Here is a 23,823-nt window from a genome sequence, read left to right as displayed (position 1 = left end):
GTCGTTGCCATCGCCCGCCGAGATCGTGTCGTCGCCGCCCGCACCGATCAGGACATCGTCGCCGCCCTGGCCGATCAGGTTGTCCGCCCCCGCTGCCCCGATCAGGACATCGCTCAGCCCCGTCCCGACATGCGTCCCAGGATTGGTGCCCGAACCGGGAGGCGGTGTACCCGTGCCAGCCCCGTCATCATCATCGTCGTCGTCACAGCCGCAATCATCGTCGTCGTCATCGTCGCCATTGCCGGCGCCGTCGTCATCGTCGTCATCATCGTCATCATCATCGTCGTCGCCATCATCGATGACCGGCATCTCCCCGGTGAAGGTGATCGAGTGGCTGCCATTCGACAGGGTCGTCGTGCCGTCGCCATTATCGGTCGCCTCGTAGTCTGCCAGCGTCGCGCCATCCGGCAGCTCGATGACGTCCTGAGCCCGAAGCGAGCCAATGATCGTGTCATTGCCACCGTTTGACCTGAAGACGATGCGATGCGCAGAGCTCAGCGCCGAGATGTCGATCGTGTCGTTGCCGCTCGTGCCATCGATCGTGATGGTGTTCAGGTTGAGGCTGGTCTGGGTGAAATCGCCAAAGACCTGGATCGTGTCACCGGCGATGGTGGTGTTCACCGGACCGCCTGGAGGCGATGCGGGCGCGCCGTTGATCACGATCTCCTCGATCTCGGTCAGTTCGGCGATGATCGTCGCCGCCCCGGCCCCGACGCTTCGGGTGATCACGATCTCCGCCGTTCCGGTATAGCCGATCCCGCCAACGCCGGCGGCGGCGGCGCGGGTATAGACGCGGAATGTCTCGGCGCCGACCGCTCCGGTGATCGAGAAGGTGTCGCCGACGGAACCTTCGGTTCCGCCATTGACGACGTCGCGGCCATCGCCGACGGCCCAGGCGATGATATCGTCGCCCGCTCCCGCATGGATGGCATCGTTTCCGGCGCCACCGATGATCGTGTCATTGCCGGCAAAGCCGAAGATGAGCTGAGACCCGGCTCCGCCGAGAAGCGCGCCGTCGGCACCGTTCGTGCCCGCAACGACCTGCGTGTAGGTCGTCCCGCCGAACGAGAAGCGCTCGACACCGCTGATCGTGTCGGTGCCTTCGGCCGCGCCTGTCACCACGATCCGGCCGGTCCCATCCAGCGCGATGTCGTAGTCGGTGATCGGGCCGGCATAGACCGMAACATCGGCCGTGCCGTCGCCGCCGTCGAGCGTGTCGTTGCCGGCGCCGCCAGTCAGGGTGTCGTTTCCGGCGCCACCGATGATCGTGTCATTCCCGGCTCCGCCAGAGAGCACGTCATTGCCCGCACCGCCATCGATCGTGTCGTTGCCATCCCCGCCATCGACCGTGTCGGCCCCGGCCCCGGCATTGATGATGTCGTTGCCGGCCAGCCCGTTGATCGTATCGTTGCCGCCGCGACCATTGAGCAGGTTGGCGTCGGCGGTTCCGTTGATGACCTCGACCACCGCGCCATTGGTGTTGCTGCCGACCTTCGCCGTCACATCGGAGATTGCGAACTCCGCGAAACCGCGAGCATCGACATAGCTCACGACGCTCCGGATCAACTGGCCCGTGAGGGCGGCCGAGACGGTCAGACTGGCAGATGCTGCGCCAGCGATCGTGTTCCAGGTGACGCCACCATCCGTCGAGGATTGCCAAGCATAGCTGAAGGTGCCGAGGCCGTCGGCATCGCTGAGGCCAGAGGTGTCCGCGGTCAGCACGTTCTCGGTGCCCGTGATGGTCAGCGCCCCGGTCACGAGCCGGTTGAGGCTGACGGTCTGGTCCGCGAACTTCAGCGCCTCGATATTGAACAGCCGGTCGGATCCGTCAGACTGGCGCGCCCGCCCCGTGGTCGGATCGATCACCGCTGCGGACTGGGTGACATGCGTGACAGTGACACTGCCATCCTCATTGCGGCTGATCAGGTAATTGGCCGCGACATCCCAGTAAGCCGCAGTGTCGATATCGCCGGCCTGGTTTCCGTCGAGGATTTCGCGAACGATGTTGAGCTGATTTGGTATGATCTCACGGGAGAGCATCAGTTCTGGAAGAGTCCGCCCGTTCCAATGCGCAACCGACGGGTCCGCATTGGTGATCGTGTCCGACAGCGTGTCGACCGTTGCGAGTTCATTGCCCTGGTCATCGCGGATGCTGATCCGMACGTTCAGCCAGGAGTCGCCGTCGATGATATCGTTGCCGGCCTTGCCTTCGATTAGATCGCTGCCGCCGCCGCCCAGCAGGATGTCGGAGGCGTCGGAGGTGTCCATGACGATGGTTTCGGTCTTGCCGGCAACCGTCACAGTCGTCCGGTCGAGATGCGCGACCAGCCGCTCCAGTCCCGCGATCAGCGAGAGGTTCTTCTCGAGCAGCGCGCTCGAATAGGAGTCGAGAGGCGCACCGGGGTCGACCTGCGTCGCATTGCCGTTTTCGTCGAAGGCGCCCATGACGACTTCGCGCCCGGTCAGCTTGTCGTTGTATTTCCAGCCCGACAGGCCCTCCACCAGGTCGAACCGATCGCGCAGGATGTTGTCCTGCTGGTTCTGGAAGATGGTCATGCCCATGTCGGAGTCAGCGGCCTCGTTGTGGCCCTTGTGGATCGCCCAGTCGAACCCGGCCATGCCGTTATTGCGTTCGACGCCTTCGCCTTGGATCATGATATCGTCGCCCGACTCGGCGTCGTAATCATTGTCGTTGCCGCGGCCGTTGAGCACGTCATGGCCGATGATCGTCGAGTTGAAGAACAGCTCGGAGTTTTCGCCGGCCAGGGTGTCGAAGCTGTCCCCGCCCTCGATCCAGTCGTCCCCCTCGTTGCCGGCCAGGAAGCTGCCTCCCGTCCCGCCGCGGATGAAGTCATTGCCCTGGCCACCCGAGACGGTCTTGCCCTCGGTGCCGCCATAAATGAAGTCGCTGCCGTCCCCGCCGAAAATCAGGTCGAGACCGTTGCCGGGCGTGATGACGTCATCGCCGGCGTCGCCATGAATGACGTCGGCTGCGCCGATATCCGTGCCGCTGTCGGTGATGATGTCATTGCCGGCTCCACCATGCAGGTGATCGACGCCATAGCCGCCCTCGAGGCGATCATCGCCCGCCCCACCCCAGAGCGTGTCGTCCCCCTCGCCGCCGATCAGGATGTCGTTTCCGGCAGAGCCGCCGAGGACGACGTGATCGACGCCGGTATAGCGCAGATAATTGTTGTCGGCGCCAGGCGTCGCGGGATTGTCGCGGATGACCATCGGGCTAATGGCCTGYAGTACCGGGTTGGTATGCGTCGGGTCCGCCTTGCCGTTGAGGCCTAGGCCCGTGATCTGCTTGGTCGGGTCCATCTCGAGGATGTAGGTGGCCGTCTGGAAGGCTGCCCCGTTGATATGCGGCGCTCCCTCGGCCCCTGCATCCGTGTTGCGCATCAGGAGTTGCGCGAAGGAATCCGCCTCCAACTCGTTCAGCAGGTTCAGGCCCTGGGTCCGGCTCAGATAGTAGAACCGGTCGCCGGCCTGCAATTGCTCCATCTGGTACTCGAAGACATAGGTGAAGCTCGACCCCAGCATCGCGCCGAAGGCCATCTTCTTCTCGGCGAGCCCGCCGATCCAGAAATCGACTGCGTCGAGGCCTGTGATGGTCGCGCCATTGGCGGCATTCGCCCAGGCGCCCGTCCCGTTCAGGAACGCGATGCGATCGGCCGGCGCATTGGCCCCGCCCATGACCAGCAGGGTTGCGGCATCCCGCTTTTGTTCAAGCGTCAGATTGCCGAGCAAGGAGGAATGCGTGCCATAGGCTGCGATGAAGTTGATCAGCGAGGCCGGATTCTTCATCGAAAGCGCGAAATCGTACCAGCTCTCGTAAGGCTTCACGCGGCTGTCATGCGTGTCCTCGTAGAACTGGCGGCGGGCCTCATTGAGCGAGGGAATGCCGGTATCGCGAGCCCGCGCTATGTTGAGTGCGCCGAGGTCGAGCGGCAGGCCGACGAGATTGTTGCGCAGCGCATCGGTAATGTGCTCGTCGATCTCGTTTCCGACCTGCCGGGTCATCCCGGTCAGGATCGCCGCAGCCGCAGCCTCGGCCGTCGTACCGGCAGCATTGAAGGCAATCGGATTCAGGAAGGCGTCGAACAGTGCAATGTCCGACGCGACGGGATTGCCGTTCGCATCGAGCTTGAACATGTCGATCGTGTCGGTGAGCATCGAATGCCCGAAGCGATAGACGACATGGGCGAATTCGGCGACGATCCCGGCATCGATCACTGTGGTGTTGGAGAACACGAAGGGATCGACATCGGGTGCGATGGCACGCGCGAACTCCTCGAAGACGAGATGCTGATAGACCATCTCCGTCGAGAACCGGCCGGCCTGAAACAGACGCTCGCCATCCCAGACCAGCGCATCGATCTCGGCCTGCGATGTCGGCATCACCGTGACATCGGTCAGCAGCCACTCATTCAGGAACGCGACGTCTGCCCCCTCGCCTGTCAGCAACTGCGTCTTGATCTGGTCGATGCGCTGATTGTGCTCGTGGTGGAAAGTATGGTGGACCGAGGTCAGGCCGATATTCTCGTTGCCGCGACCATCGCCGACGATGAAGTGAGCATTGAGAAGTTCGTCGTCATAGGTTGTCGCAATCCCGAACTGGTTGAGAGCGATCTGGTTTCCGGCAACGGTATCATCGTCGGCAAGCACGAGAACGGGCGCGGTTGCCGGGTTTCGGTCATGATCGACCAGCCCGCCCGGCACCGCCGTGTGGGCAATGTCGTTCAGGAAGGCGCGGCCAGCCGACAAGGCGTCCGAGGCCACAGCCAGCGCGCCCGGATTTCCCTCGACGGAGCCCGTGCCGGTGCCGGTGACCAACTGCGGGAAGCCGGTGCCCCCCCGAATGAACTCGCCATAGAGGTCGGTCAGGATCGCCGGAACGCGCAGGACGTCCGCATCGGTCAGCAGGATGCCGAGCTTGGACGCAGCCTGTTCCTTGACGTCGGCCCAGGTCGGAGGGCCGCCATTCGMCCCCTCCAGCATGCGCCCGGTCGCGACGGGCTTGCCGTCCAGCATGGCGTATTCCCGCAGGAAGACCTGGTGGGACGGATTCGAGGTGTAGACCTGGTTCAGATCGATCCAGGGCGTCGTCTCGTTGTTATGCTCACGCACGTCATCGGCGGTACCCACCACACCGTCGGCGCCCGGCTGGTTCTGCGCGCGCGTCAGCACCATGAAATTGGTCGGGCTACCGGCGACGTAGAGCGGATCGTCGGGCTGGAGCGGGATATAGACCGTGCCGTTCCCGCCCTTGCTGACCAGATCAAGCCCATGATCGAAGAACTGGCCGAACAGCGTGAAGAACCCGTTGAACGGAGCGGTGTCGCCCAAATCGGGCGCGACGTTCGGGATAAGGACGGTGTCGCCCTGCATCGTGACGCCGAGCGCGTCCGTCATTGCGTCGTAGGCGACGTGCTTCTGCTGCACTTCGGCCGCTAGCGTCGCGGTTGCGACGCCGACGGCCGCCGCGGCAGCAGTGGCATTGCCTACGGCCGTGGCGAGACTTGCCTGCGCGGTGGCGAGCGCAGCCAGTGCCGGCCCGGTATCGCCCCCCTCTGCAACCGCCAGATCGAAAGCAGCCTGTGCCACAGCGACCTGACCCTGCGCTGGTCCGATTGCGCGTTGCGCAAGTGCAAGATTGGCGTTCGCCTGCGCGAGGCCGCGGTCAGCCGTCTCCCATTCCTCATAGGCCAACACGGCAGCTTCATAGACAGCCGCATGCGCCTGCAGGAACAGATAGGGGTCCTCGTGCCCAAGATTGGTCAGCGCGGAAATGATCGTGGCGGGATTGCCGATCGTCTGATCTGAAATCAGGTTCGAGATCACACGAGGCTGGGAGTCGTAGACGTTCCCAGAGGTCTGCTGGTAGCTCGTCGGTGCCCCGCCAGGCCCATTCTCTGCCGGGCGAAAGACCGGATCGAGCAGGCGCGGCATGGTCTGGTCGGACGACCCGACCCATTCCCTGCCCGGGATGATGTTGTTGTAGGTGCCGTCGACCGTGCGTAGCCCGTAGGGCACCAGCGGATTATCGACCAACTCGGTCAAGGGCGTCCCGGCCGTATGGGCCTCGGCGATCTTGATCTGCTTCAGGATGAACTCAAGGTCGTGCGTATTGAGCTTCATGATACCCTCGCTCCGCCCACGGTGCTGCGTTAAGACCCAAGAATTGCTTCTGCCGCACCGAGCGTCTGCCGTTGAGCCGCACGAAGGACTGTGAGCGCCCTTGCATGCGGCATTTCCGACGAACCGCCCGATTACGCTTCGTTAAGCAAAAGGATTGCTGGGTATGGGGTCGATTTGAAGAAGATAAGGTCGGCCAATATTCGGCGACTTACGGGCGTGGCACCGCGACGACCTTTGAACCGACGCTGACGCATCTGGGGGCGAGCTGGCTTACTAGACCTTCGACCAGTTTTCGTTCACTGCGGAAGTGATCCGGGCCGCTTGGCCGGTTTCGCTTGCAATACTGATGGATCGCGCTGCCAGATGGTGATCTCACAGTCATCAGTTTGAGCTAATCTCTGCGTGGAGACGTCGACGGGCGATATGCTGAAGCCGGTTCAGGACTTCGAGAGCAGTGACGTGATCACGGGCGTGCCGTTGCAGCACTTGCCCGCCGGGAAGGCCGCGCCACGACGCGCGACGCTGTCGGTGCAGTTCCTGATCGCCGGTGGCCTCGTCATGCAGATCGCCATGCTCGTGGCCGGCTATCTGATCACCGAGCTGGTTTCTCGTGAGGCGATCAGAAGCAAGGCAGCCTCGACCGCTTTGTTCATGCAGAGTCTGGTTGCTCCGGCCGTTCAGGAGCTTGCCACCTCCCAGAGCTTGTCGGCGGGGGCGATCGCACGGCTCGACCAGTTGTTCGCCGACGAGGCCGTGAAGCGCCGCTTTCCCTATTTCGAGGTCTGGACGCCGGATGGGGTCGTGGCCTACTCCAACACCCCCCAGATCATCGGCCATCAGTTCGACCGCCCCAACGGCCTGTTGCGGGCGCTGACGGGCGAGGTCACGGCCGACCATGCCGACCCTCGTGCAGGCGAGCATGTGATTCGGGGCATCAGGACCCGCTATCTCGAAATCTACAGCCCGATCCGGCTGGAAGGCTCTTCCCGCATCATTGCCGTTGCCGAAATCCACGAGCAGGCCGAGCCCTTCCGGGAGGAGCTTGCAGCGCTCAGACGGAGCAGCTGGCTGGTCATTGCCGCGGTTACGGCGGCGATCATGCTCGCCCTGTTCGGCATCGTCCATCGCGGGAGCCGAACCATCGAGACACAAAGGAAGGCCCTTGAGCGGCGCGTCGAAGAGACCGAACAGCTGCTGCTCGAGAACCGGCAGTTGTCCGACCGGCTGCAGCGCGCCTCGGCGCGGGTCGCGGAGCTGAACGAACAGTTCATCCGCGGGATCGGCGCGGATCTCCATGATGGCCCCGCCCAGTTGATCAGCTTCTCGATCCTGAAGATCGAGGACGCGCGCAACGCCAGAAGCAAGGCCCCGCGCGATCGCTCCCTGCTGACTATGCAGTCGGCGCTCGACGAGGCGATGCGCGAGATCAGGAGCATCTCCAAGGGGCTTGTCCTTCCCGAGATCGCCGACCTGCCGCTCCATATGGTTATCGAGCGGGCTGTGCGGGCACACGAAGCGCGCACGCGAACATCCGTAGCTCTCGCCACCACCGAGCTGCCTCAGCCGGTGTCGCATGCCGTCAGGATCTGCGTCTTCCGCTTCGTCCAGGAAGGGCTCAACAATGCCTATCGCCATGGCGGGGCAACAGGTCAGGAGGTGCGGAGCTGGATGGACGGAACGCTCCTGAATGTCTCGGTGGCCGACAGCGGAGGCGACTCTTCGTCTGCAGAGAAAGACCTTCCCAGCGCGGGCATTGGGCTCTACGGCCTGCAGGAACGGGTCGAGAGCCTTGGCGGAACATTGACGAAACGCCGCCTCGGTGACGGAGGCAATCTGCTCAAGATGACCCTGGACCTCAGTGGAGGGCTGCTCGTTGCGTGAACGAAAATCCATCGTTGTCGTGGACGATCACGCGATCTTCCGCGCGGGTCTGGTGCAGATCTTTTCGGGAAGTGGTGACCTGGAGGTGGTCGGCGAAGGTGCGTCGGCCGACGAAGCCTTCGAGCTAGTAGGAAGGCTCTCCCCGCAGGTCGCCTTGCTCGATGTGTCGATGCCTGGCGGCGGAATTGCCGCGGCGCGACGGATTCACCAGACATGGCCGCAGGTGAAAGTGGTCATGCTGACGGTCTCGGAGGAAGAAGACGTCGTGCTGCAGGCGCTGGACGCCGGCGCGTCGGGCTATGCCTTGAAGGGCGTCCCGGCCATGGATCTGATCGCGATCGTCAGGGCGATCACAGGGGGCGAATCCTATGTCCCTCCCAACATGGCCGTGCGCCTGCTGAGCGCGATGCGAGGGCAGCAGGAGGTCGACCCCGTCATCACCAAGATCGCAGCGCTTTCAGCGAAGGAAAACCGCACGCTACGCCTGCTCGGGCGCGGCTTCAGCAATCGTGAGATCGCCGAGGCGACGGGGGTGCAAATCCAGACCACCAAGTTTCACGTCTCGAACATTCTCGCAAAGCTCGGCCTCAAGAGCCGGGTCGAAGCCGCGCTGATCGCGCAAAAGCACCTCCAGGATTAGCGTCGTCGCAGCGCTGATCCTTCGCTGGTCACCTCGAGCCGTTTTCTCCCGCGAAGATGAGATCCCCGGTCGGGCCGTCGATGAGCTGCGGCAGCAATGCCTTCCAGGCCTCGATGAGTTCGCGGTAATAGCCCGGGTCTGGACGCAGAACCGTCTGGACGCCCATGCCGCGAACCAGGCAAAGCGTCAGATTGAGGATGATGCGCGCTTGCTGCGGCGGGCGCTTCTGCGGGTCGCAAAACTCCGACMAAATGCCGTCGAGCACCTGATGGAAGCGCTTCACCACCGGAATCATCCGTTCGCACAGCTCCGGATCGTTGCGTGCCTCGGTGATCATCTCCAGCGAGAGATAGAAGAACCGGCCCGAGAAGAGCTGCCACAGGAACTCGACGAACCCCTCGAGCGAGATCTTGCCGCTTTGGACCTCGTCGGCCACGGCCCTGATCTGCCGAGTGCCGTCCTCGAGCAGTTCCTCCATGGCGGCGAGGACGATGTCGGCCCGCGCTGGGAAATGATGCAGCAAGGCGCCCCGCGAGACATTGGCCCGGGCGGCGATCTCCTGGGTGGTGGCGGCGTGATAGCCGACCTCGAAGATCTCATCGAGCGTGACTGGATCAGCCGCTCGCGCGTCATGATGCTGCGCATCTGCTGCTGCCGCTCTGCCTTGCTCACCTTCTCCTCCTCGGGCTCGACATGGCCGCCCTCGCCTCGCCGGCGTTCGGCGATACAGTATTAGAAAAACAATCTTGCTTGTTTTTTTAGTGCAATCAAGGATGACCTCGACAACATGCCAGCAAGCAGGGAGAGCCGCGATGAGCGACGATTACCAGAACCGCAGCTATGGCGAGATCCCGGTCGGGTTCGGCAGGAAGCCAGGCATTGTCGTGGTCGATTTCCAGAAGGGCTTTACCGATCCGCAGTATCCGCTGGGCGGTGCACCGCTGGTCATGCGTGCCCTCGAGAACACCGCAACTCTGCTCGAGGTCGCGCGCCGTTACAATGTGCCGGTCGCCAACTGCAACACCGCCTATATGAACGAGCGGGAAATGCCCTATTGGAAGATCACGGCCGTGCGCGAGACCTTCCTGCACGACCATCCGAGCGTCGCCCATGATCCACGCATCTATGATGCGTCCTATGATCTGACCGTGTGCAAGAAGGGTCCGTCGATCTTCTTCAATACCGGTGTCAGCGATTATTTCACCAAGGAACGCGTCGATACCGTGATCGTCACCGGCTGCAACACCAGCGGCTGCATTCGCGCGACCTCGATCGATTCCTTCAGCTATCGCTACCGCACCATCGTGCCTGAGGACTGCGTCGGGGATATCGAGGAGCAGCCACACAGGGACAATCTGCGCGATCTCGGCCGCCGCTATGTCGATGTGTCGGACCTGAAGACCGTGCTGGCCTATCTGGACGAATGGCACCACCAGAACGCTGCCTGAGGCCGAACCGGGGGCGGGGTGCCCTCTTCTCGCCTCAGCCGTCAACCGTCAGGCTCATGCCGTCGAAGGCGACAGCGATGCGCGCAGGCAAGCGCTTGGACAGGTTCTGATAGTCCAGGTCGATATGGAGATTGGTCAGCACCGCGCGTCTGGGGGCCAGTTCGGCAATTGCCTCCAGCGCCTGCGACAGGCTGAAATGGCTCGGGTGCGGCGTCTCGCGCAAGCAGTCGAGGATCAGCACGTCGAGGCCGGCCAGGGTGGCCTTGGCCTCGGGCGGCATCAGGCTGACATCAGGTACATAACCGAGATCGGCAAAGCGGAAGCCGAGAGCCTCGTAACCCGGCCCGTGCTCCAGCGCGATGGGGCGCGCGCAAATACCGCCCCCTGCCCCCTCGATCGTCAGCGGTTCGCCGGCCAGCATCGACTGCATCTCGAGGATCGGCGGATAGAGGCTGCCGGGCGGCGTCTCGAAGATATAGCCGAAGCGCGTCCGCAAGGTCGCGGCCGTTACCGGATCCGCATAGACCGGAATCCGCTTGCGCATATGCAGCACCAGCGCCCGCATATCGTCGATGCCATGGGTGTGGTCGGCATGGTCATGAGTGAAGAGCACCGCATCGAGATGCTTGACCTCGGCATCGATCAACTGCTCGCGCAGATCCGGCGTGGTATCGACGATCAGCCTGGTCGTCCCGTTGCCGCCATTGCGCTCGACAAGGATCGAGCAGCGCCGACGCCGGTTCTTCGGGTTCTTCGGATCGCAGGCCCCCCAGCCCGAGCCCGGCCGGGGTACGCCTCCAGAAGAACCGCAGCCGAGGATCGTGATCGTCAGGGCCATCTTGGGCGTGCTGCTCAGGCGACCTGCGCCACAGGCGCCGCGTGATCCATCTTCCAATAGCAGCGTCGCGCATTCTCCGTCGTGACGCGCGAGATCTCGTCGAAGGAGACTCCTTTCACGTCGGCGAGAGTCTTCGCCGTTTCAACGACGTAAGACGGTTCGTTGCGCTTTCCCCTGAACGGGACCGGGGCGAGATAGGGCGCATCGGTCTCGACCAGAAGCCGATCAATCGGGATATCGCGCGCAATCTGGCGCAGATCCTCTGAGGTCTTGAAGGTCAGAATCCCGGAGAAGGACACGTAGAGTCCGAGCTCGACGCCGACCCGAGCCAGTTCCGGACCTGCCGTGAAGCAGTGCAGGATGGCCGGGAAAGCGCCCATCTCCGTCTCTTCACGCAGGATCGCGATCATGTCCTCGTCGGCCTGGCGAGCGTGGATGACGAGCGGAAGCCTGGTCATGCGCGCTGCGGCAATGTGCGTGCGCAGCCCCTGCGCCTGCGCATCGCGCGGACTCTTGTCGTAGTGATAGTCGAGCCCGGCCTCGCCAATTGCGACACAGCGCGGGTGCTCCGCCAACCTGGCAAGCTGGTCGGCCGTGACGTCGAGCTCTTCATGCGCGCCGTGCGGATGCGTGCCGACGGTGCACCACACCGATGCGAAGCGTTCGGCGATCCCGGCATAGGTCCCGAAGCGCGAAACCCGTGTCGAGATCGTCACCATCCGCGAGACCCCTGCCGCCTCGGCCCGCGCGACATAGGCCGCGAGATCCTCGGCGAAATCCGGAAAGTCGAGATGGCAATGGGTATCGATCAACATCAGGCCACCTGCCCGGCATCGGGCTCGACATAGCGCGGGAAGATCGCGCTCGGTGCAGGCAGAACTGTGCCGCTGGCGAGACGCCCGGCTTCGCCCAGGCTCGCGAAGCTGCGGGCCTCCGCGCCGACCGCAAGCAGGTCGAGCAGCTTGCCGGCCGAGCTCGGAATCACCGGTTGCGTCAGAATTGCGACCTGGCGCAGCACTTCCGCCGTGACATAGAGCACGGTGTCGCGCCTGGCGGGATCCGATTTGCTCAGCCGCCAGGGTTCATTGGCCGCGAAATAGCGGTTTGCCTCCGCCACCAGCGCCCAGATCTCCGCGAGCACGACGTGCAGGGCAAAATCCTGCATCGCTGCCCGTGCCTTGGCGAGCGCGCCATCGGCAAGAGCGAGCATGGCCTCGTCGCCCTCGTTCAATGCGCCTTGCACCGGCACCTTGCCTTCGCAGTTCTTGGCGATCATCGAGAGCGAACGTTGGGCCAGATTGCCGAGATCATTGGCAAGATCGGCATTGATGCGCCCGATGATGGCCTCGTGGCTGTAGTTGCCGTCCTGGCCGAAAGAGACCTCGCGCAGGAAGAAATAGCGCAGCTGGTCGACGCCATAGGTCTCGGCGAGGCCGAATGGATCGACGACATTGCCGAGCGATTTCGACATCTTCTCGCCCTTGGAGAGCAGGAAGCCATGGCCGAAGACGCGCTTCGGCAGCGGCAGCCCGGCCGACATCAGGAAAGCCGGCCAGTAAACCGTATGAAAGCGCACGATGTCCTTGCCGATGATGTGCACATCGGCGGGCCAATAGTGCCAGCGCGGATTGGTCTCGTCGGGGAAGCCGCAGCCGGTGACGTAATTATTGAGCGCGTCGACCCAGACATACATCACATGCTTTGGGTCACCTGGGACCGGCAGGCCCCAGTCGAAGGTGGTACGGCTGATCGAAAGATCCTCGAGACCGCCCTTCACGAAGCTGACGATCTCGTTCTTGCGCGTTGCCGGCGAGATGAAATCCGGCACGTCCTCGTAGAGCTTCAGCAGCCGCTCCTGGAAGGATTTCAGGCGGAAGAAATAGCTCTCCTCCTCGACCCATTCGACCGGAGTGCCCTGCCCGCCCAGCCGCGTGCCGTCCGGCAGGAGGGTGGTTTCCTCCTCGCCGTAGAAGGCCTCGTCACGCACGGAATACCAGCCGGAATATTTGGCAAGGTAGATGTCGCCGGCCTGCTCCATGCGCCGCCAGAGCTCATGGGTCGACGGCAGGTGATCCGGATCGGTGGTGCGGATGAACCGGTCAAAGGAACAGCCGAGCGTCTGTTCCATCTCCTGGAAGCGCTGGGCCACCTGATCGACATAGGATTTCGCGTCGAGCCCGTTCTGCCCGGCGGTGCGCTGCACCTTCTGGCCGTGCTCGTCTGTGCCGGTCATGGCGAAGACGTCATAGCCGTCCAGCCGCTTGAAACGCGCAATCGCGTCCGAGGCCACCATCTCATAGGCGTGCCCGATATGCGGCGGGCCATTCGTGTAGTGAATGGCGGTGGTMAGATAGAATTTCGGGGCCTGGGCCATCGTTCAGTCCGGACGGTTCGCTTTCAAGCTGCGCGCGACCGGCGAACAGCCTCCGACAGATCATGAAACATAGAGATCACGAGCGGCCGGCGGTCGAGATTGTAGGTTTCCACCTCGCGGGCCGCGCGACCCAGCTTCTCCCATACCTCCGCCAGCGGTGCAAGGCGAGCCGCGCCGGCATGGGCATGCGCATGGAGATGCGCGGCGAGCCAGCTCTGAATGGTGTCGATCATGATCGCGAAATCACTCTCGCCGGCGCGGCCCGCGACATCTTCCGCCAGCGCGAGCAGCGCGGTGAGATCGACGCCCGGCAAGGCATCGAGACGCGCCCTGACGGCCTCGACCAGCGCCAGCGTCTCCGGGGAGACATAGGTCAGGGCACGCCGTACGGAACCGTCCGCGAGTGCTGCGGCGCGCATCAATGCGGAGGCGTCGAACGGCGATCCCATCCGCTCAAGCGCCAGCCGGCCGGCCTCGGCAACCGCGCCTTCGTCCAGCGCATCAAATGTCAGCAGCCGACAGCGCGAGCGGATGGTCGGCAGCGCCCGTCCGGGCGCATGGGCAACGATGAGGAAAAGGGCGCGCGGCGGCGGCTCCTCGAGCAGTTTCAGCAGCGCATTGGCACTGGAGCGATCCATGTCCTCGGCACTGTCGACGATGCAGACACGCCAACCGCCTTCGGCCGCGCTCGTTCCGAACCGGTCGATGACGCGGCGGACGGAATCGACTGGGATATTGCTGGTCACGCCCTTGCCGTCCGGCTTCACCGTTCGCCGCAGCAGATGCAGGTCGGGATGCGACTGGGCCATCACGCGCCGCGTCGCCGGATCCTCTTCCGGCATCGCCAGGCTTTCCACCGAGCCGGCGCGCGCCAGCGGATCGCCCGAAGCCAGCAGGAAGCGCGCCGCACGATAGGCAAAGCTCGCCTTGCCGATGCCTTCGGGACCGCCGAGAAGCCAGGCGTGATGCAGGCGCTCTGAGCGCAGCGCATCCAGGAAACTCCGCTCCTGGCGCGCATGTCCGACGAGCGCCAGCGTCTCGCGCGGATGCGGCGCATCGGGAAGGCGGTCCGGTTCGTTGCTGCTCTCGCGCATCAGGCGTCCTGGTTCAGCGGCAGGCGCTCGCGCACGACCGCCCAGGCGGCCTGGGCCAGATCCTCCGGAGCGAGCGTCGCATCAAGCACCGAGCAGCGCGCCGGTTCGGCTTCGGCGATTGCAAGATAGGCCGCGCGCAAGCTGCGATGGAAGGCGAGCGCCTCGCCCTCGAAGCGGTCCTTGCCCTCGCCGGGCGCCCGCCGACGGGCGGCGCGAGCGAGGCCGACCCTGGGGTCGAGATCGAGGATCAGCGTCAGATCCGGCGTAAGGCCGTCGATGGTGACCTGTTCCAGTTCCGCCAGCAGCTTGGGATCGATGCGCCCAAGCGTGCCCTGGTAGACCCGCGTCGAATCGATGAAACGGTCGCAAATCACCCAGTCGCCCCGCGCAAGTGCCGGCCGGATGCGCTGGTCGATATGGTCGATTCTGGCGGCCGAGAACATCAGCGCTTCGATGAAGGGCCCATGATGCTTCACCCGGCCCGACAGAATGGCTTCGCGAATGGCTTCCGCCTTGGGCGAACCACCGGGTTCGCGCGTCAACTCCGAACGGATGCCCGCGGCCTCGAGCTGCGTGGCGAGCGCGCGCGCCAGCGTCGACTTGCCGGCCCCTTCTCCGCCCTCAAGCGTGATGAAACGTCCCTTTGTCATGACACGTGCCGCTCAGGTCCTGCCGAGCGCCTTGCGCACCCAGCCAGTGGCAGCCTCCATCAGCGCATCGAGCGCGCGGCTCTGCAGGCTGCCGKCCTCGACCGTCTCGGCCGCGTAGAGTGGAATGTCCAGCGTCTTTATTTCACCGCGTGTGACAAGGAGCCGCCCGACCTCGGCGCCCTCCTGGACGGGAACGGTCAGCGGCCCACGATAGGTGATGCGCGCGCTCAACCGGTCGCTGCTGCCGCGCGGCAGCAGCAGGCTCACCGGGCCCTTGGCCTTGAGCCCGACCCGCCCCTTGGCTCCACCGTAGACGCTGGCCTCGCCGACGATCTCGCCATCGGCGAAGAGCTGGCGGGGTTCGAACGAGCGAAAGCCCCATTCGAGCAGCTTGCGCGCTTCCTGCGCACGGTCGCGGCCCGACTTCAGCCCGTTCACCACGACGATCAGCCGTTGCCCCTTCTGCACCGCCGAACCGACCAGGCCGAACCCGGCTTCATCGATATTGCCGGTCTTCAGGCCGTCAGCGCCAATATCCATGGTCAGCAGCGGATTGCGGTTCTGCTGCCTGATCTTGTTCCAGGTAAACTCGCGTTGCCCGAAGATTTTGTAGAGCTCCGGGTAGGTCTTGATGATGTGATCCGCCAGCCGCGCCAACTCGCGGGCAGTGACCTTCTGCTCGGGGTCGCCCATGCCGGTCGCATTGCGGAAGACCGACTTGGTCAGGCCGAGCGCACGCACCCGCTCGGTCATCAACCGCGCGAAATTCGCCTCATCTCCGGCGATCGCCTCGGCGAGCGCAATCGAGGCGTCATTGCCGGATTGGACGATGATGCCCTGCAGGATATCGGAGAGGTTGATGCGGCTATGGACCAACGCGAACATGGTCGAGCCGCCGGAAATGCCGCCGCCCTTGCGCCAGGCGTTCTCGGAAATGCCGATCTCGCTGTCGAGAGTGAGCCGGCCCTGCGCGATTTCCTGGAATGCCACCAGGACAGTCGCAAGCTTGGCAAGGCTCGCCGGGACCATGAGCTCGTCCGCGGCTTTCTCGTAAAGCACCGCGCCGGTGGCCGAATCGAGCAGAATCGCGTGTGGAGCGAGCGACTGGAAGCTCTGGGCCAGCGCGGGAGCCGAAGCCGCCAGGACAAAGAGAGCCGCCAGCGCCGCGCGTGTGGCGGCCGCAAATCTCGTAGCGATCGAATTGCGATAGCGGGGCGGGTTCATGCCCCGATCTGAAGCAGAGCGGGGCTCAGCCGGTCAAGCCCGATACGCGTCAATTGCGGGATAATGGCCGCAATGTCTGCGGAACCAGATCCCGTGCCAGCGGGTTATTCCGCGCGAAACGCTCGGCCGGGGCGCGCTCGGGAGCGGCGAACAGGCTGGCGGTGCGCAATGCCGGCGGCCGTGGCGGCAGGACGGCCGGGCGGAGCAGAACCGGGGTCGCAGCATTGGCGATGGTGTCGAGGTCGAAGGGACGGTTCGGCGGCAGCGGAGCGCCGCGGACCGGGATGCCGGCACTCGACGAGGTCGAAACCAGCGTTGCGGCGACAGGAGTGCCTGGCGCGATGGTGCGGACGGGTTGCGGCGCATAGGCCTGCACGACCGGATGCGGAGCCGCCGGGGCCTCGACGACAGGCTGGCGAGCCTGCTCGTCGCGCGGGTCCTCGAGATCCGGGCTCGCCGTGCGGTTGGTGGCAACCGCGGCGTTGCTCGCGACCATGGTCGGGGCGCTGGTGCCGGGAATCGAAGCCGGCATACCATCCGTTCGCAGGGTTGCAAGCAGAAGCCGGTCGTCGGAGCCGCCAAGCGAGGCCTGGCCGAGATATTCGAGCTTGATACGAGCCGTGCCGAGGTGGCGGAAGGCCAGCGCGTCGGCCGTCTTCTGCGACACGTCCATGACGCGGCCGCCATGGTAAGGGCCACGATCATTGACGCGGACGATGATCGAGCGGTTGTTCAGGAGGTTGGTGACTCGGGCATACGCCGGCAGCGGCATGGTCGGGTGCGCGGCGCTGATGCCTTCGCGGTCATAGACCTCGCCATTGGCGGTGCGGCGGCCATGGAAGGCCTCGCCATACCAGGACGCGGTGCCAACCGCGGTGTAGCCGACCGGCTTCTCATAAGGCGTATAGCGCTTGCCCGCGACGGAATAGGACTTGCCGACGAGTTCGCGGCCGCCGCCCTTCGGAACGGGCTGGCCGTCCGCGACAACCCGGGGGCTGGCGGGGCCGTATTTCGATGAGGGGAATGCGCCAATCTCCTTCGACTTGCGGCGCGCAACCTGATCATTCGCGCAATTGGCAAGGAGGAGACCTGCGAGCGCCACGCAACCAAGTCGCGCGGCACGAAGAGCAAGGGGAGAGGAAGCGGAAGCTCTGTCCGAGTCGGTTACCACATGGGCCAATGCCGGAGCCGAAGAGCTTGCGCCTCGCATCATTATGGTCGTCCGTCGTTGTGCCGAAAGCCATCGCCCGGCCAAGCCGCATCCTGCGGCGAAGCCGAAGTTTTCGGTCAATCCTGTAAAGGGATCGTTAAACGGGCGACTCGCCGAGCGCGAATGCCCCGATCCGGCATCTAGGATGCCCTTGAGCGGGCACAAAGGTGTCCGAAATGCGGCAAGTGTCAACCCGCGACCATTCCGCCGCCATTTTTCGGACAGGCGTTGCCACAATGCAACGCTGTCATTTGGCGACTTTCGGTGGTGTTTTTCCGCTGGGAATGGCCCTATCGGCGGCCAAAGGGCCGCCAAGACGCCCTGGAAGCGGACCTCCGGCAAATCCGGCACAGAGCTCGCCAGTTCGGGGCGGCCGGGCGCTCGGCCTGCCCGGCCTCAACCCGACTCACATGCTCGCGGGGGGCTGATCCAGACACTGCAAAGGGGAACTCGCCTCGGCCTGACGTCATCGCACTTGCAAAAACGCCTCGCACCCGGCAATGACAGGCCAACCGGAAGGGTGGCCGAGTGGTTTAAGGCAGCGGTCTTGAAAACCGCCGTGGGTGCAAGCCCACCGTGGGTTCGAATCCCACCCCTTCCGCCACTTATGCTTGCCAGCCGTTCCTTGCTGTAACGCATTGAAATAGCGAAATGCGCTCCCCCTTGCGGCTCTAATTTTCATCCCAATTCGCCCCAGCCATACATAGCGATGCAAAGATCGGAGCGTCGGTCGGTGGCTGCGAGTTGAGGAGCGTGCTACCGCCTCGTCAGCGAGGCAGGGGTGGGGTCCATGGATTTGAAGGCATTCCAGATCGAAGTGACGTCGGAGGGCGACAGCGCCCGCCAGGTCTTCTTCGTCGCAGCAGAATCAGGCGAGGCCGCCGTCGCACTATTGGCCAATCATTCTGCCTTGTTGCCCAACTTCAAACTGAAGCTGCAGCGCCGCCTGAGCGATGCGGAGATCGACATTCACCAGCTAGGGCCTGGGATGATCGTTCAATGGATGTGAGCGGGCTTGCCCCGTCATGTATCCCACGTTGGCGGCGCGCTCGATTTCAGCCCAAATCTGTGGCCTGACCGTAAATCCGTTCCGGCTGCATGTGCGCATGCAGCGGCGTCTCCTGTCCGCCGTCGCAGTGCGATCAAGATGTCGGGTTGCAGACGGCATTATTGACTGTCGCTGCGGATGCTGGCCATGGGCCTAAGCCGTCGAACGCCCGGCATCGTGTTTGGCTGCGGCCTTCGCCCAGCACTGAAGCTCCGCTTCTTCGTACAGGAACGCTTGAAGAAGGCGCGGAAAATCGCGCCGCGCGATTGGTCCAAATGGGACAGGCCCGGTTCGCCGTGATCCTCGGCGACAGGCCACGCCGCTTATCGATCCTGTCCCGGCCTTCTCGTCATTCTGAGCCAGGCCTGTCTGGGGCCTGATGCCCCGAGCTTGCCAGAGACCGCCGCCACGCGAAACGCAGGATCACACCCAGCGATGCCGCAAGTGGTATCGCCAGCAGCACGCCGATGAAGCCGAACAGCCATCCAAAGGCGAACAGCGCGAACATCATCCAGACCGGGTTGAGGTTGACCCGACGGCCGATGAGGCGCGGTGACAGCACATAATCGGCAAGCATTTCTCCGACGATGAAGATGCCGCCCACGACAGCGACAGGCACCCAATTCGGCCAGAACTGGGCCAGGGCAACGCAGGCCGCCACGAAGAACCCCGTCGCCGCGCCGAAATAGGGAACAAAACTGATGAGACCGGCGGTGAGCCCGATCACAATGGCATGGTTGAGCCCGACCACTTTCAGGGCTGATGCATAAAGCACGGCCAGAACGAAGCAGATGACCACCTGGCCGCGCACGAAGCCAGCGATCGTATCGTGGATTTCGCGCGCCAGTGCCCGAGCATCGTCGCGATACGCCGGGGTAAACCAGCCATCGACCGCCGCCATCATGCGGTGCCAGTCGATGGCGAGATAGATGGCGATGATCGGCGTCACCACGAGCAGCGAGAGAAGGGAAACCAGGGCCAGCCCACTTGACCATAACGAGCGAAGGAAGCTGTCGAGCCAGCTGCTACCCATCGACTTGGCGAGATCGGCGGGGGATTGCTCGAGGTGGAGTTCGCCGCCCATGACATTGTGCAGCCAGGGGCCGCTCGCATCGCTCACGAGCGACTGGAGCCGCGTGAGGTAGCGGGGGAATTCCTCAACGAAAAATCGGAACTCGCCAATGATGGCCGGGAGCATCACCAGGAGAAAGGCAATGAAGCCCGCAACCAGCGGCAAGAAGACGGTCAGAGCTGCAAGGGAACGATTCATGCCGAACCGTTCCATTCTGTCGACCACCGGGACGAGCAGATAGGCAAGCAAAGCGCCGACCACAAACGGCAGCAGGATTTGGCGCAACAGCACCAGCGCAACCAAGGCGACCACTGAGACCGCAATCCAGAACTTGGCTGGTTGCGCGATCCTCATCGACGTTCTGCGCACATGCGGTTTCGAACTCGATTGCCGGCTTCGTTGCGCCCGCCCCAGGAGAAAGCAGCGAGAGCGCAGCGCTCCGTTCAGTTCAGTTCACGATCAGGCTGGCGAAGGCGATCTCGCCATCGGTAATGTAGTGGTTGACCTTTCCGGTTTGCAAACGTGTACCGGATTGATGCAATACGACATCACCGATCATCTGCTTTGCCTTCAACTGGGCGACTATGTAGTTGCGCTCCGCATTCGTGTCGGAATCGGTCGCATGGGTCACCTGGAACGTCAGCCGGGTCAGAGATAGCCCAGTGTCCCGGGTACCAGCGCCGACCCATAACACAGGCCGGTCGGTCGCTGGCTTATCGGTATTCAACCAGAAGCTCGCTCCCGTCATATCGTCCTCGGAATGGGCGAGGCTCAGCGCCCAGAAGCGGATGTGATGGCGCTTGCGCGGGCTGTTGTCGATGGGCTCCTGGAAGCCGATGTCCTGCCTGCGTCCAAAGAGATAGAGGGTGCTGAAAGGAGCGGTCGGATAGGTCGAGTTCAGCAGAAACGCTCGTATCATTCGCCAGGAGCTGGCTATCCCCAAGCGATCGGCCGTCGACCAGCCCGCTGCTGCAAACGCATCGCGCAGTTGTTGAAGAGTGCCGATGAGGACGAGGTTTACAGGGTCTCCGGGCAGACCATCTCCGGTGATCGTGTATCGGGGGATCAATCTGCGGTGAAGAACCTTCAGGCCCATTCGAACCACGTTTGGCAAAATGACATAGGCAGCCAGACCGTAGGTCAGGCTTGCCGCCAGGATCCATGGCAGCCTGTGGTCTGCCGTATCGAAAATGACGAAGACGATCAGCCAAACGCTGACGACGCCCAGGCAGAGAACGAGGAATCTCTGAAAGAGGCGCGCGAGCAGTCTCAACGTTCTTGGTCCCGTCTGGTGCTGGGTGAAATCGCCATCGCTGTTCGTCGTGGGGATTTTGGCATCCGAACACAACCACATAAGTGACGGCACTGTTTGCGGGCGGCAAACCGGTGATCCCGTTGCCCCTATACTAGTGGATGCTTGGTATTGGCGCTATGGCCGCGCGCCAGGGCGCCAAATTAGCCAGGCCGCAAAAGCGCTCAATGCCCGCCAGAGGAGGAGAGGATGTTCACGACCAGGACGCCCGTCACGATCAGGCCCATTCCGACCACCGCCCAGAGATCGAGCTTCTGGCCGAACGCAAACCACCCCACCGCCGAGATCAGGACGATACCTGCGCCCGACCAGACAGCATAGGCGATCCCGACGGGCATGCTCCTCAAGGTGAGTGACAGGAAGTAGAACGCGACGCCATATCCGATCGCAACGACGGCCGTGGGTCCCAGTTTTGAAAACCCCTCCGACGCTTTGAGAGCCGAGGTGGCGATGACCTCGGCGACGATGGCAACGGCAAGAGTAAGAAAGGCGTTCATACCCCGCCTAAACATCCTTGTGTGACGCTCTCAAGGCTCCCGATCGAAGGGAGCCCCGCAGCAGCCCGAGGCGCTGGCGTCCCCGGGAACGTTAGGGCGACACTTCCCCGAGATGCCCCACGGAGGCTGCCCCCCTAGCGCACCTTCAAGCCCAATTCCGCGAGCAGCTGGCCAGCCTGCTGGCGAGAGATCGTGGCGCCGCGAAAGAGCGTGGCGTCAACCAGCCTCAGTCCGCCCAGATCAGCGCCACGAAGATCAGCCCCCTCGAAGCGCGAGCCGGTCAGTGCCGCATCCATCAGACTGCAATCCTCGAAGACAGCATCCCGGAAATCGCATTTCCTCAGGTCCGACTGGCTAAAATCGATTTTCCTGAGCGTGGTCTTGCGGAAGCTGAACGACGGAAGCTTCGCGCTGACGAGCAGGACCTCCTCGAACCGGCAGTCCAATGCCCTTGCTTCGGACAAATCCGCGCCAGTCAATTTGCAGCCCGCGAAGGACGCCGAGACCAGTGTCGTCCGGCGCAGAACGGCGTTGTTGAAATCTCCCGACTGAACCCGGCCGTCCGATAGATCGGCCCCCATGAAATCTGCGAAGGCCGCCCGACAGCCGAGCCATCGCACCCGCTCGAGTTTCGTACCTCTCAGCTTCGCGCGCTTGAGGCTGCACCGTTCGAAGAGCCAACCCGACAGATCGAGCCCCGACAGGTCCGCCTCATCAAGATCGCACGCGATCACATGGTGCGGTATGCGCAGCTCAGAGAGAGCTGCCACATCGGCTCGCTGCAGGGTCCGCTCCGCGACGGTCTGAAAGGGATCATCAGGCATGCGCTCCCGTAGCAACTGGCCGGCGGATGATCAATTTCAGCACMTTCGTGGGCCGTCGCACTCCCTTGCTTCTGGGGTCGCCGCCCTCCCCGATAGTGATGCTCGCGAGCCAGACAGAACATCCGGCGACGGCGAATTGTTTACCCAGGGGCAGTAGAGAGCAGCAGCATCTCGAACCGGACAGCCTCTGCAGTCAGATCATCGTGAATCTCGTACCAACGGCCATTCTGTTTCTGTTCGCAGCAACCTTCTGCGCCGTCTGGCTGGCCGAGCGCCGAAGCTGGTATCTGCTCCATTTTGCGCATGCGTTCCTGGCCTTTGGCCTTGGGATGCTCGTCCAGACAACACGGACTCCAGCCGATTTCGGGTTGAACACGATGCTGTACGGAATGCTCTATGTTTCCGGCACGCTGGGCTTCGTGACTGGCGTGATGGTGCGCTCCGGCCGGCGCCCTTCTCGCTGGTTCCTCACCATCTGGTTTGCCGCAGTGATGGGCGCGCTCGGCTATTTCTATTACATTGACCGCAACCTCATCGTGCGCATCCATATCGTGAGCTTCGGCCTCGGCGGCATCATCGTCTCAGCCGCCTGGATCATGCGGTCGCTTGCTCGGGGAAGCGCGACCGACAGGATAATCTTCTGGCTGGTTCTGGTGTTTGGCCTGCATTTCTTCCTGCGTACGCTGCTGACGAGCGAATTGGCCGCGGCAACATCCGCTTCGGGGTTCCTGCAGTCCGGATTCTGGACCTGGGTGCAATTCAGTGCCTCGGTCTTCGGGGTCGGGATGGGCCTTGGGCTGCTCCTCGTCATAGGGCTGGATGTGACGGCCCGGCTGCGCAAGGAGCGCGATACCGATCCGCTCACGGGGGCGTTGAACCGGCGCGGCCTGCAAGGCCGGTTTCAATCTCTGGGCGCGGCGCGTCATCCATTGGTGCTCAGCGTCGTCGCCTGCGATATCGATCATTTCAAGAGCATCAACGACGCCTATGGCCACGCGGCCGGGGACGCCGTGCTGATCGCGATTGCAGCCTCCATCCGGAGCGCCGTTCGCAGCAACGATGCCGTCGGTCGCGTGGGAGGCGAAGAATTCGTCATCCTGCTCAAAGATACGACCGCAGAACAAGCCTTCCATTTCGCGGAACGCCTGCGGGGCGAAATCGCCAGGATCTCGTTTCCCAGGCTGCCGCCCGATCGGACGGTGACCTGCAGTTTCGGCATTGCCGAGCTTCGCCGTGGCGAGACGCTCGCACATGCGATCGGCCGCGCGGATCAGGCTCTGTACGCAGCCAAGAACGCCGGACGGAACCGTACGCGCACGGCCACGCCCTTAGTGCCGGCGCGATCCTAGGCGTCATTGCTGGCGTTGAGTTCGTCCAGCTCAAGCCCGTCCTTGTCGTTCGGATCAGGCAACAGCCCCTGCCCCGTCGCCCAGCGCGCCACAATCTCGGCGACAGCCTCTTCACGCGATCGACGTGACTGGATTTCCCGCAGATAGCGATCGAGCGCAGTCAGTTCGGCAGCACTCAGATGGATGGTCAGGGGCGTCCTCGGCTCGGCTGCAGGCAT

At 63.5% G+C, this 23,823-nt stretch carries 19 protein-coding genes and 1 tRNA gene; 6 read left to right on the top strand and 14 right to left on the bottom strand.

Annotation, left to right across the window (positions count from 1 at the left end):
* Positions 1-6,144, bottom strand: a 6,144-nt coding sequence (locus AC1DIO_RS16555; RefSeq protein ID WP_476853706.1) for a peroxidase family protein, incomplete at its 3' end; no start/stop codon positions are given.
* 402 nt (positions 6,145-6,546) lie between these two features.
* On the opposite strand from AC1DIO_RS16555, the gene AC1DIO_RS16550 reads away from it, so the two are divergent.
* Both AC1DIO_RS16550 and AC1DIO_RS16545 read left to right on the top strand, forming a co-directional pair.
* The gene (locus AC1DIO_RS16550; RefSeq protein WP_441505593.1) at positions 6,547-8,025 is read left to right on the top strand and encodes a sensor histidine kinase; all 1,479 of its coding nucleotides are present in this window, start codon (positions 6,547-6,549) and stop codon (positions 8,023-8,025) included.
* Complete coding sequence (locus AC1DIO_RS16545) at positions 8,018-8,665, top strand: response regulator (RefSeq protein ID WP_441505592.1); 648 nt, start codon at positions 8,018-8,020, stop codon at positions 8,663-8,665. Before AC1DIO_RS16550 ends, AC1DIO_RS16545 begins: the two co-directional genes overlap by 8 nt.
* 28 nt (positions 8,666-8,693) lie before the next feature.
* Here the strand turns inward: AC1DIO_RS16545 and AC1DIO_RS16540 are convergent, their stop codons facing one another.
* Positions 8,694-9,188, bottom strand: a complete 495-nt coding sequence (locus tag AC1DIO_RS16540) for a TetR/AcrR family transcriptional regulator (protein ID WP_476853705.1) — start codon at positions 9,186-9,188, stop codon at positions 8,694-8,696.
* 289 nt (positions 9,189-9,477) lie between these two features.
* Here AC1DIO_RS16540 and AC1DIO_RS16535 point away from each other — a divergent pair, with 289 nt between their 5' ends.
* The gene (locus AC1DIO_RS16535; RefSeq protein WP_441505590.1) at positions 9,478-10,113 is read left to right on the top strand and encodes an isochorismatase family protein; all 636 of its coding nucleotides are present in this window, start codon (positions 9,478-9,480) and stop codon (positions 10,111-10,113) included.
* A 34-nt stretch (positions 10,114-10,147) separates the two neighbouring features.
* Here the strand turns inward: AC1DIO_RS16535 and AC1DIO_RS16530 are convergent, their stop codons facing one another.
* Genes AC1DIO_RS16530 through AC1DIO_RS16500 form a run of 7 tightly spaced genes read right to left on the bottom strand, consistent with a single transcriptional unit; the run spans position 10,148 to position 17,395 of the window.
* Entirely contained in the window at positions 10,148-10,951 is an 804-nt protein-coding gene (locus AC1DIO_RS16530; RefSeq protein WP_476775382.1) for an MBL fold metallo-hydrolase, read from the bottom strand.
* Positions 10,952-10,965: 14 nt separating this feature from the next.
* Positions 10,966-11,766: a TatD family hydrolase gene (locus AC1DIO_RS16525; protein ID WP_441505588.1), complete on the bottom strand. Its 801-nt coding sequence runs from the start codon at positions 11,764-11,766 to the stop codon at positions 10,966-10,968.
* Positions 11,766-13,325 carry a methionine--tRNA ligase gene (metG, locus tag AC1DIO_RS16520; RefSeq protein WP_441505587.1) on the bottom strand — a complete coding sequence of 520 codons (1,560 nt, stop codon included), beginning with the start codon at positions 13,323-13,325 and terminating at the stop codon, positions 11,766-11,768. Before metG ends, AC1DIO_RS16525 begins: the two co-directional genes overlap by 1 nt.
* A gap of 23 nt (positions 13,326-13,348) precedes the next feature.
* Entirely contained in the window at positions 13,349-14,419 is a 1,071-nt protein-coding gene (locus AC1DIO_RS16515; RefSeq protein WP_476768717.1) for a DNA polymerase III subunit delta', read from the bottom strand.
* Positions 14,419-15,069, bottom strand: a complete 651-nt coding sequence (gene tmk / locus AC1DIO_RS16510) for a dTMP kinase (RefSeq protein ID WP_441505585.1) — start codon at positions 15,067-15,069, stop codon at positions 14,419-14,421. The genes AC1DIO_RS16515 and tmk overlap by 1 nt, the downstream gene beginning before the upstream one ends.
* A 12-nt stretch (positions 15,070-15,081) precedes the next feature.
* Complete coding sequence (locus AC1DIO_RS16505) at positions 15,082-16,293, bottom strand: D-alanyl-D-alanine carboxypeptidase family protein (protein WP_476853704.1); 1,212 nt, start codon at positions 16,291-16,293, stop codon at positions 15,082-15,084.
* A gap of 49 nt (positions 16,294-16,342) precedes the next feature.
* A complete protein-coding gene (locus tag AC1DIO_RS16500) occupies positions 16,343-17,395 on the bottom strand; it encodes a septal ring lytic transglycosylase RlpA family protein (RefSeq protein WP_476775384.1) in 1,053 nt (350 codons plus the stop codon).
* 622 nt (positions 17,396-18,017) lie between these two features.
* Here AC1DIO_RS16500 and AC1DIO_RS16495 point away from each other — a divergent pair.
* Positions 18,018-18,107 (top strand) — tRNA-Ser (locus tag AC1DIO_RS16495).
* Between the two features lie 186 nt (positions 18,108-18,293).
* Positions 18,294-18,512, top strand: a complete 219-nt coding sequence (locus AC1DIO_RS16490; RefSeq protein ID WP_441480139.1) for a hypothetical protein — start codon at positions 18,294-18,296, stop codon at positions 18,510-18,512.
* Positions 18,513-18,900: 388 nt separating this feature from the next.
* Here the strand turns inward: AC1DIO_RS16490 and AC1DIO_RS16485 are convergent, their stop codons facing one another.
* From AC1DIO_RS16485 to AC1DIO_RS16470, 4 genes are all read right to left on the bottom strand, one after another.
* Positions 18,901-19,977, bottom strand: coding sequence for an AI-2E family transporter (locus AC1DIO_RS16485; protein ID WP_476853703.1), 1,077 nt, complete (start codon positions 19,975-19,977; stop codon positions 18,901-18,903).
* 94 nt (positions 19,978-20,071) lie between these two features.
* Positions 20,072-20,896 carry an LssY C-terminal domain-containing protein gene (locus AC1DIO_RS16480; protein ID WP_476775386.1) on the bottom strand — a complete coding sequence of 275 codons (825 nt, stop codon included), beginning with the start codon at positions 20,894-20,896 and terminating at the stop codon, positions 20,072-20,074.
* Positions 20,897-21,099: 203 nt separating this feature from the next.
* Positions 21,100-21,432 carry an SMR family transporter gene (locus tag AC1DIO_RS16475; RefSeq protein WP_476775387.1) on the bottom strand — a complete coding sequence of 111 codons (333 nt, stop codon included), beginning with the start codon at positions 21,430-21,432 and terminating at the stop codon, positions 21,100-21,102.
* Between the two features lie 134 nt (positions 21,433-21,566).
* The gene (locus AC1DIO_RS16470; RefSeq protein WP_476775388.1) at positions 21,567-22,256 is read right to left on the bottom strand and encodes a pentapeptide repeat-containing protein; all 690 of its coding nucleotides are present in this window, start codon (positions 22,254-22,256) and stop codon (positions 21,567-21,569) included.
* Between the two features lie 26 nt (positions 22,257-22,282).
* On the opposite strand from AC1DIO_RS16470, the gene AC1DIO_RS16465 reads away from it, so the two are divergent.
* Positions 22,283-23,605, top strand: coding sequence for a GGDEF domain-containing protein (locus tag AC1DIO_RS16465; protein WP_476775389.1), 1,323 nt, complete (start codon positions 22,283-22,285; stop codon positions 23,603-23,605).
* Here AC1DIO_RS16465 and AC1DIO_RS16460 read toward each other — a convergent pair.
* Positions 23,602-23,823: a hypothetical protein gene (locus tag AC1DIO_RS16460; protein WP_113517628.1), complete on the bottom strand. Its 222-nt coding sequence runs from the start codon at positions 23,821-23,823 to the stop codon at positions 23,602-23,604. The genes AC1DIO_RS16465 and AC1DIO_RS16460 overlap by 4 nt on opposite strands.

This window comes from Allobosea sp. 05T439 (genome assembly GCF_056396005.1).
Note: the sequence above shows the minus strand (reverse complement) of the source record. Positions and strands in the feature narration are given on the sequence as shown.

Excerpts from the sequence above, each read along its gene's own strand:
- AC1DIO_RS16475 (WP_476775387.1), bottom strand. The coding sequence starts at position 21,432 with ATGAACGCCTTTCTTACTCTTGCCGTTGCCATCGTCGCCGAGGTCATC.
- AC1DIO_RS16460 (WP_113517628.1), bottom strand. The coding sequence starts at position 23,823 with ATGCCTGCAGCCGAGCCGAGGACGCCCCTGACCATCCATCTGAGTGCT.
- AC1DIO_RS16490 (WP_441480139.1), top strand. The coding sequence starts at position 18,294 with ATGGATTTGAAGGCATTCCAGATCGAAGTGACGTCGGAGGGCGACAGC.
- tmk (WP_441505585.1), bottom strand. The coding sequence starts at position 15,069 with ATGACAAAGGGACGTTTCATCACGCTTGAGGGCGGAGAAGGGGCCGGC.
- AC1DIO_RS16530 (WP_476775382.1), bottom strand. The coding sequence starts at position 10,951 with ATGGCCCTGACGATCACGATCCTCGGCTGCGGTTCTTCTGGAGGCGTA.
- AC1DIO_RS16525 (WP_441505588.1), bottom strand. The coding sequence starts at position 11,766 with ATGTTGATCGATACCCATTGCCATCTCGACTTTCCGGATTTCGCCGAG.
- AC1DIO_RS16470 (WP_476775388.1), bottom strand. The coding sequence starts at position 22,256 with ATGCCTGATGATCCCTTTCAGACCGTCGCGGAGCGGACCCTGCAGCGA.
- AC1DIO_RS16515 (WP_476768717.1), bottom strand. The coding sequence starts at position 14,419 with ATGCGCGAGAGCAGCAACGAACCGGACCGCCTTCCCGATGCGCCGCAT.
- AC1DIO_RS16485 (WP_476853703.1), bottom strand. The coding sequence starts at position 19,977 with ATGAGGATCGCGCAACCAGCCAAGTTCTGGATTGCGGTCTCAGTGGTC.
- AC1DIO_RS16535 (WP_441505590.1), top strand. The coding sequence starts at position 9,478 with ATGAGCGACGATTACCAGAACCGCAGCTATGGCGAGATCCCGGTCGGG.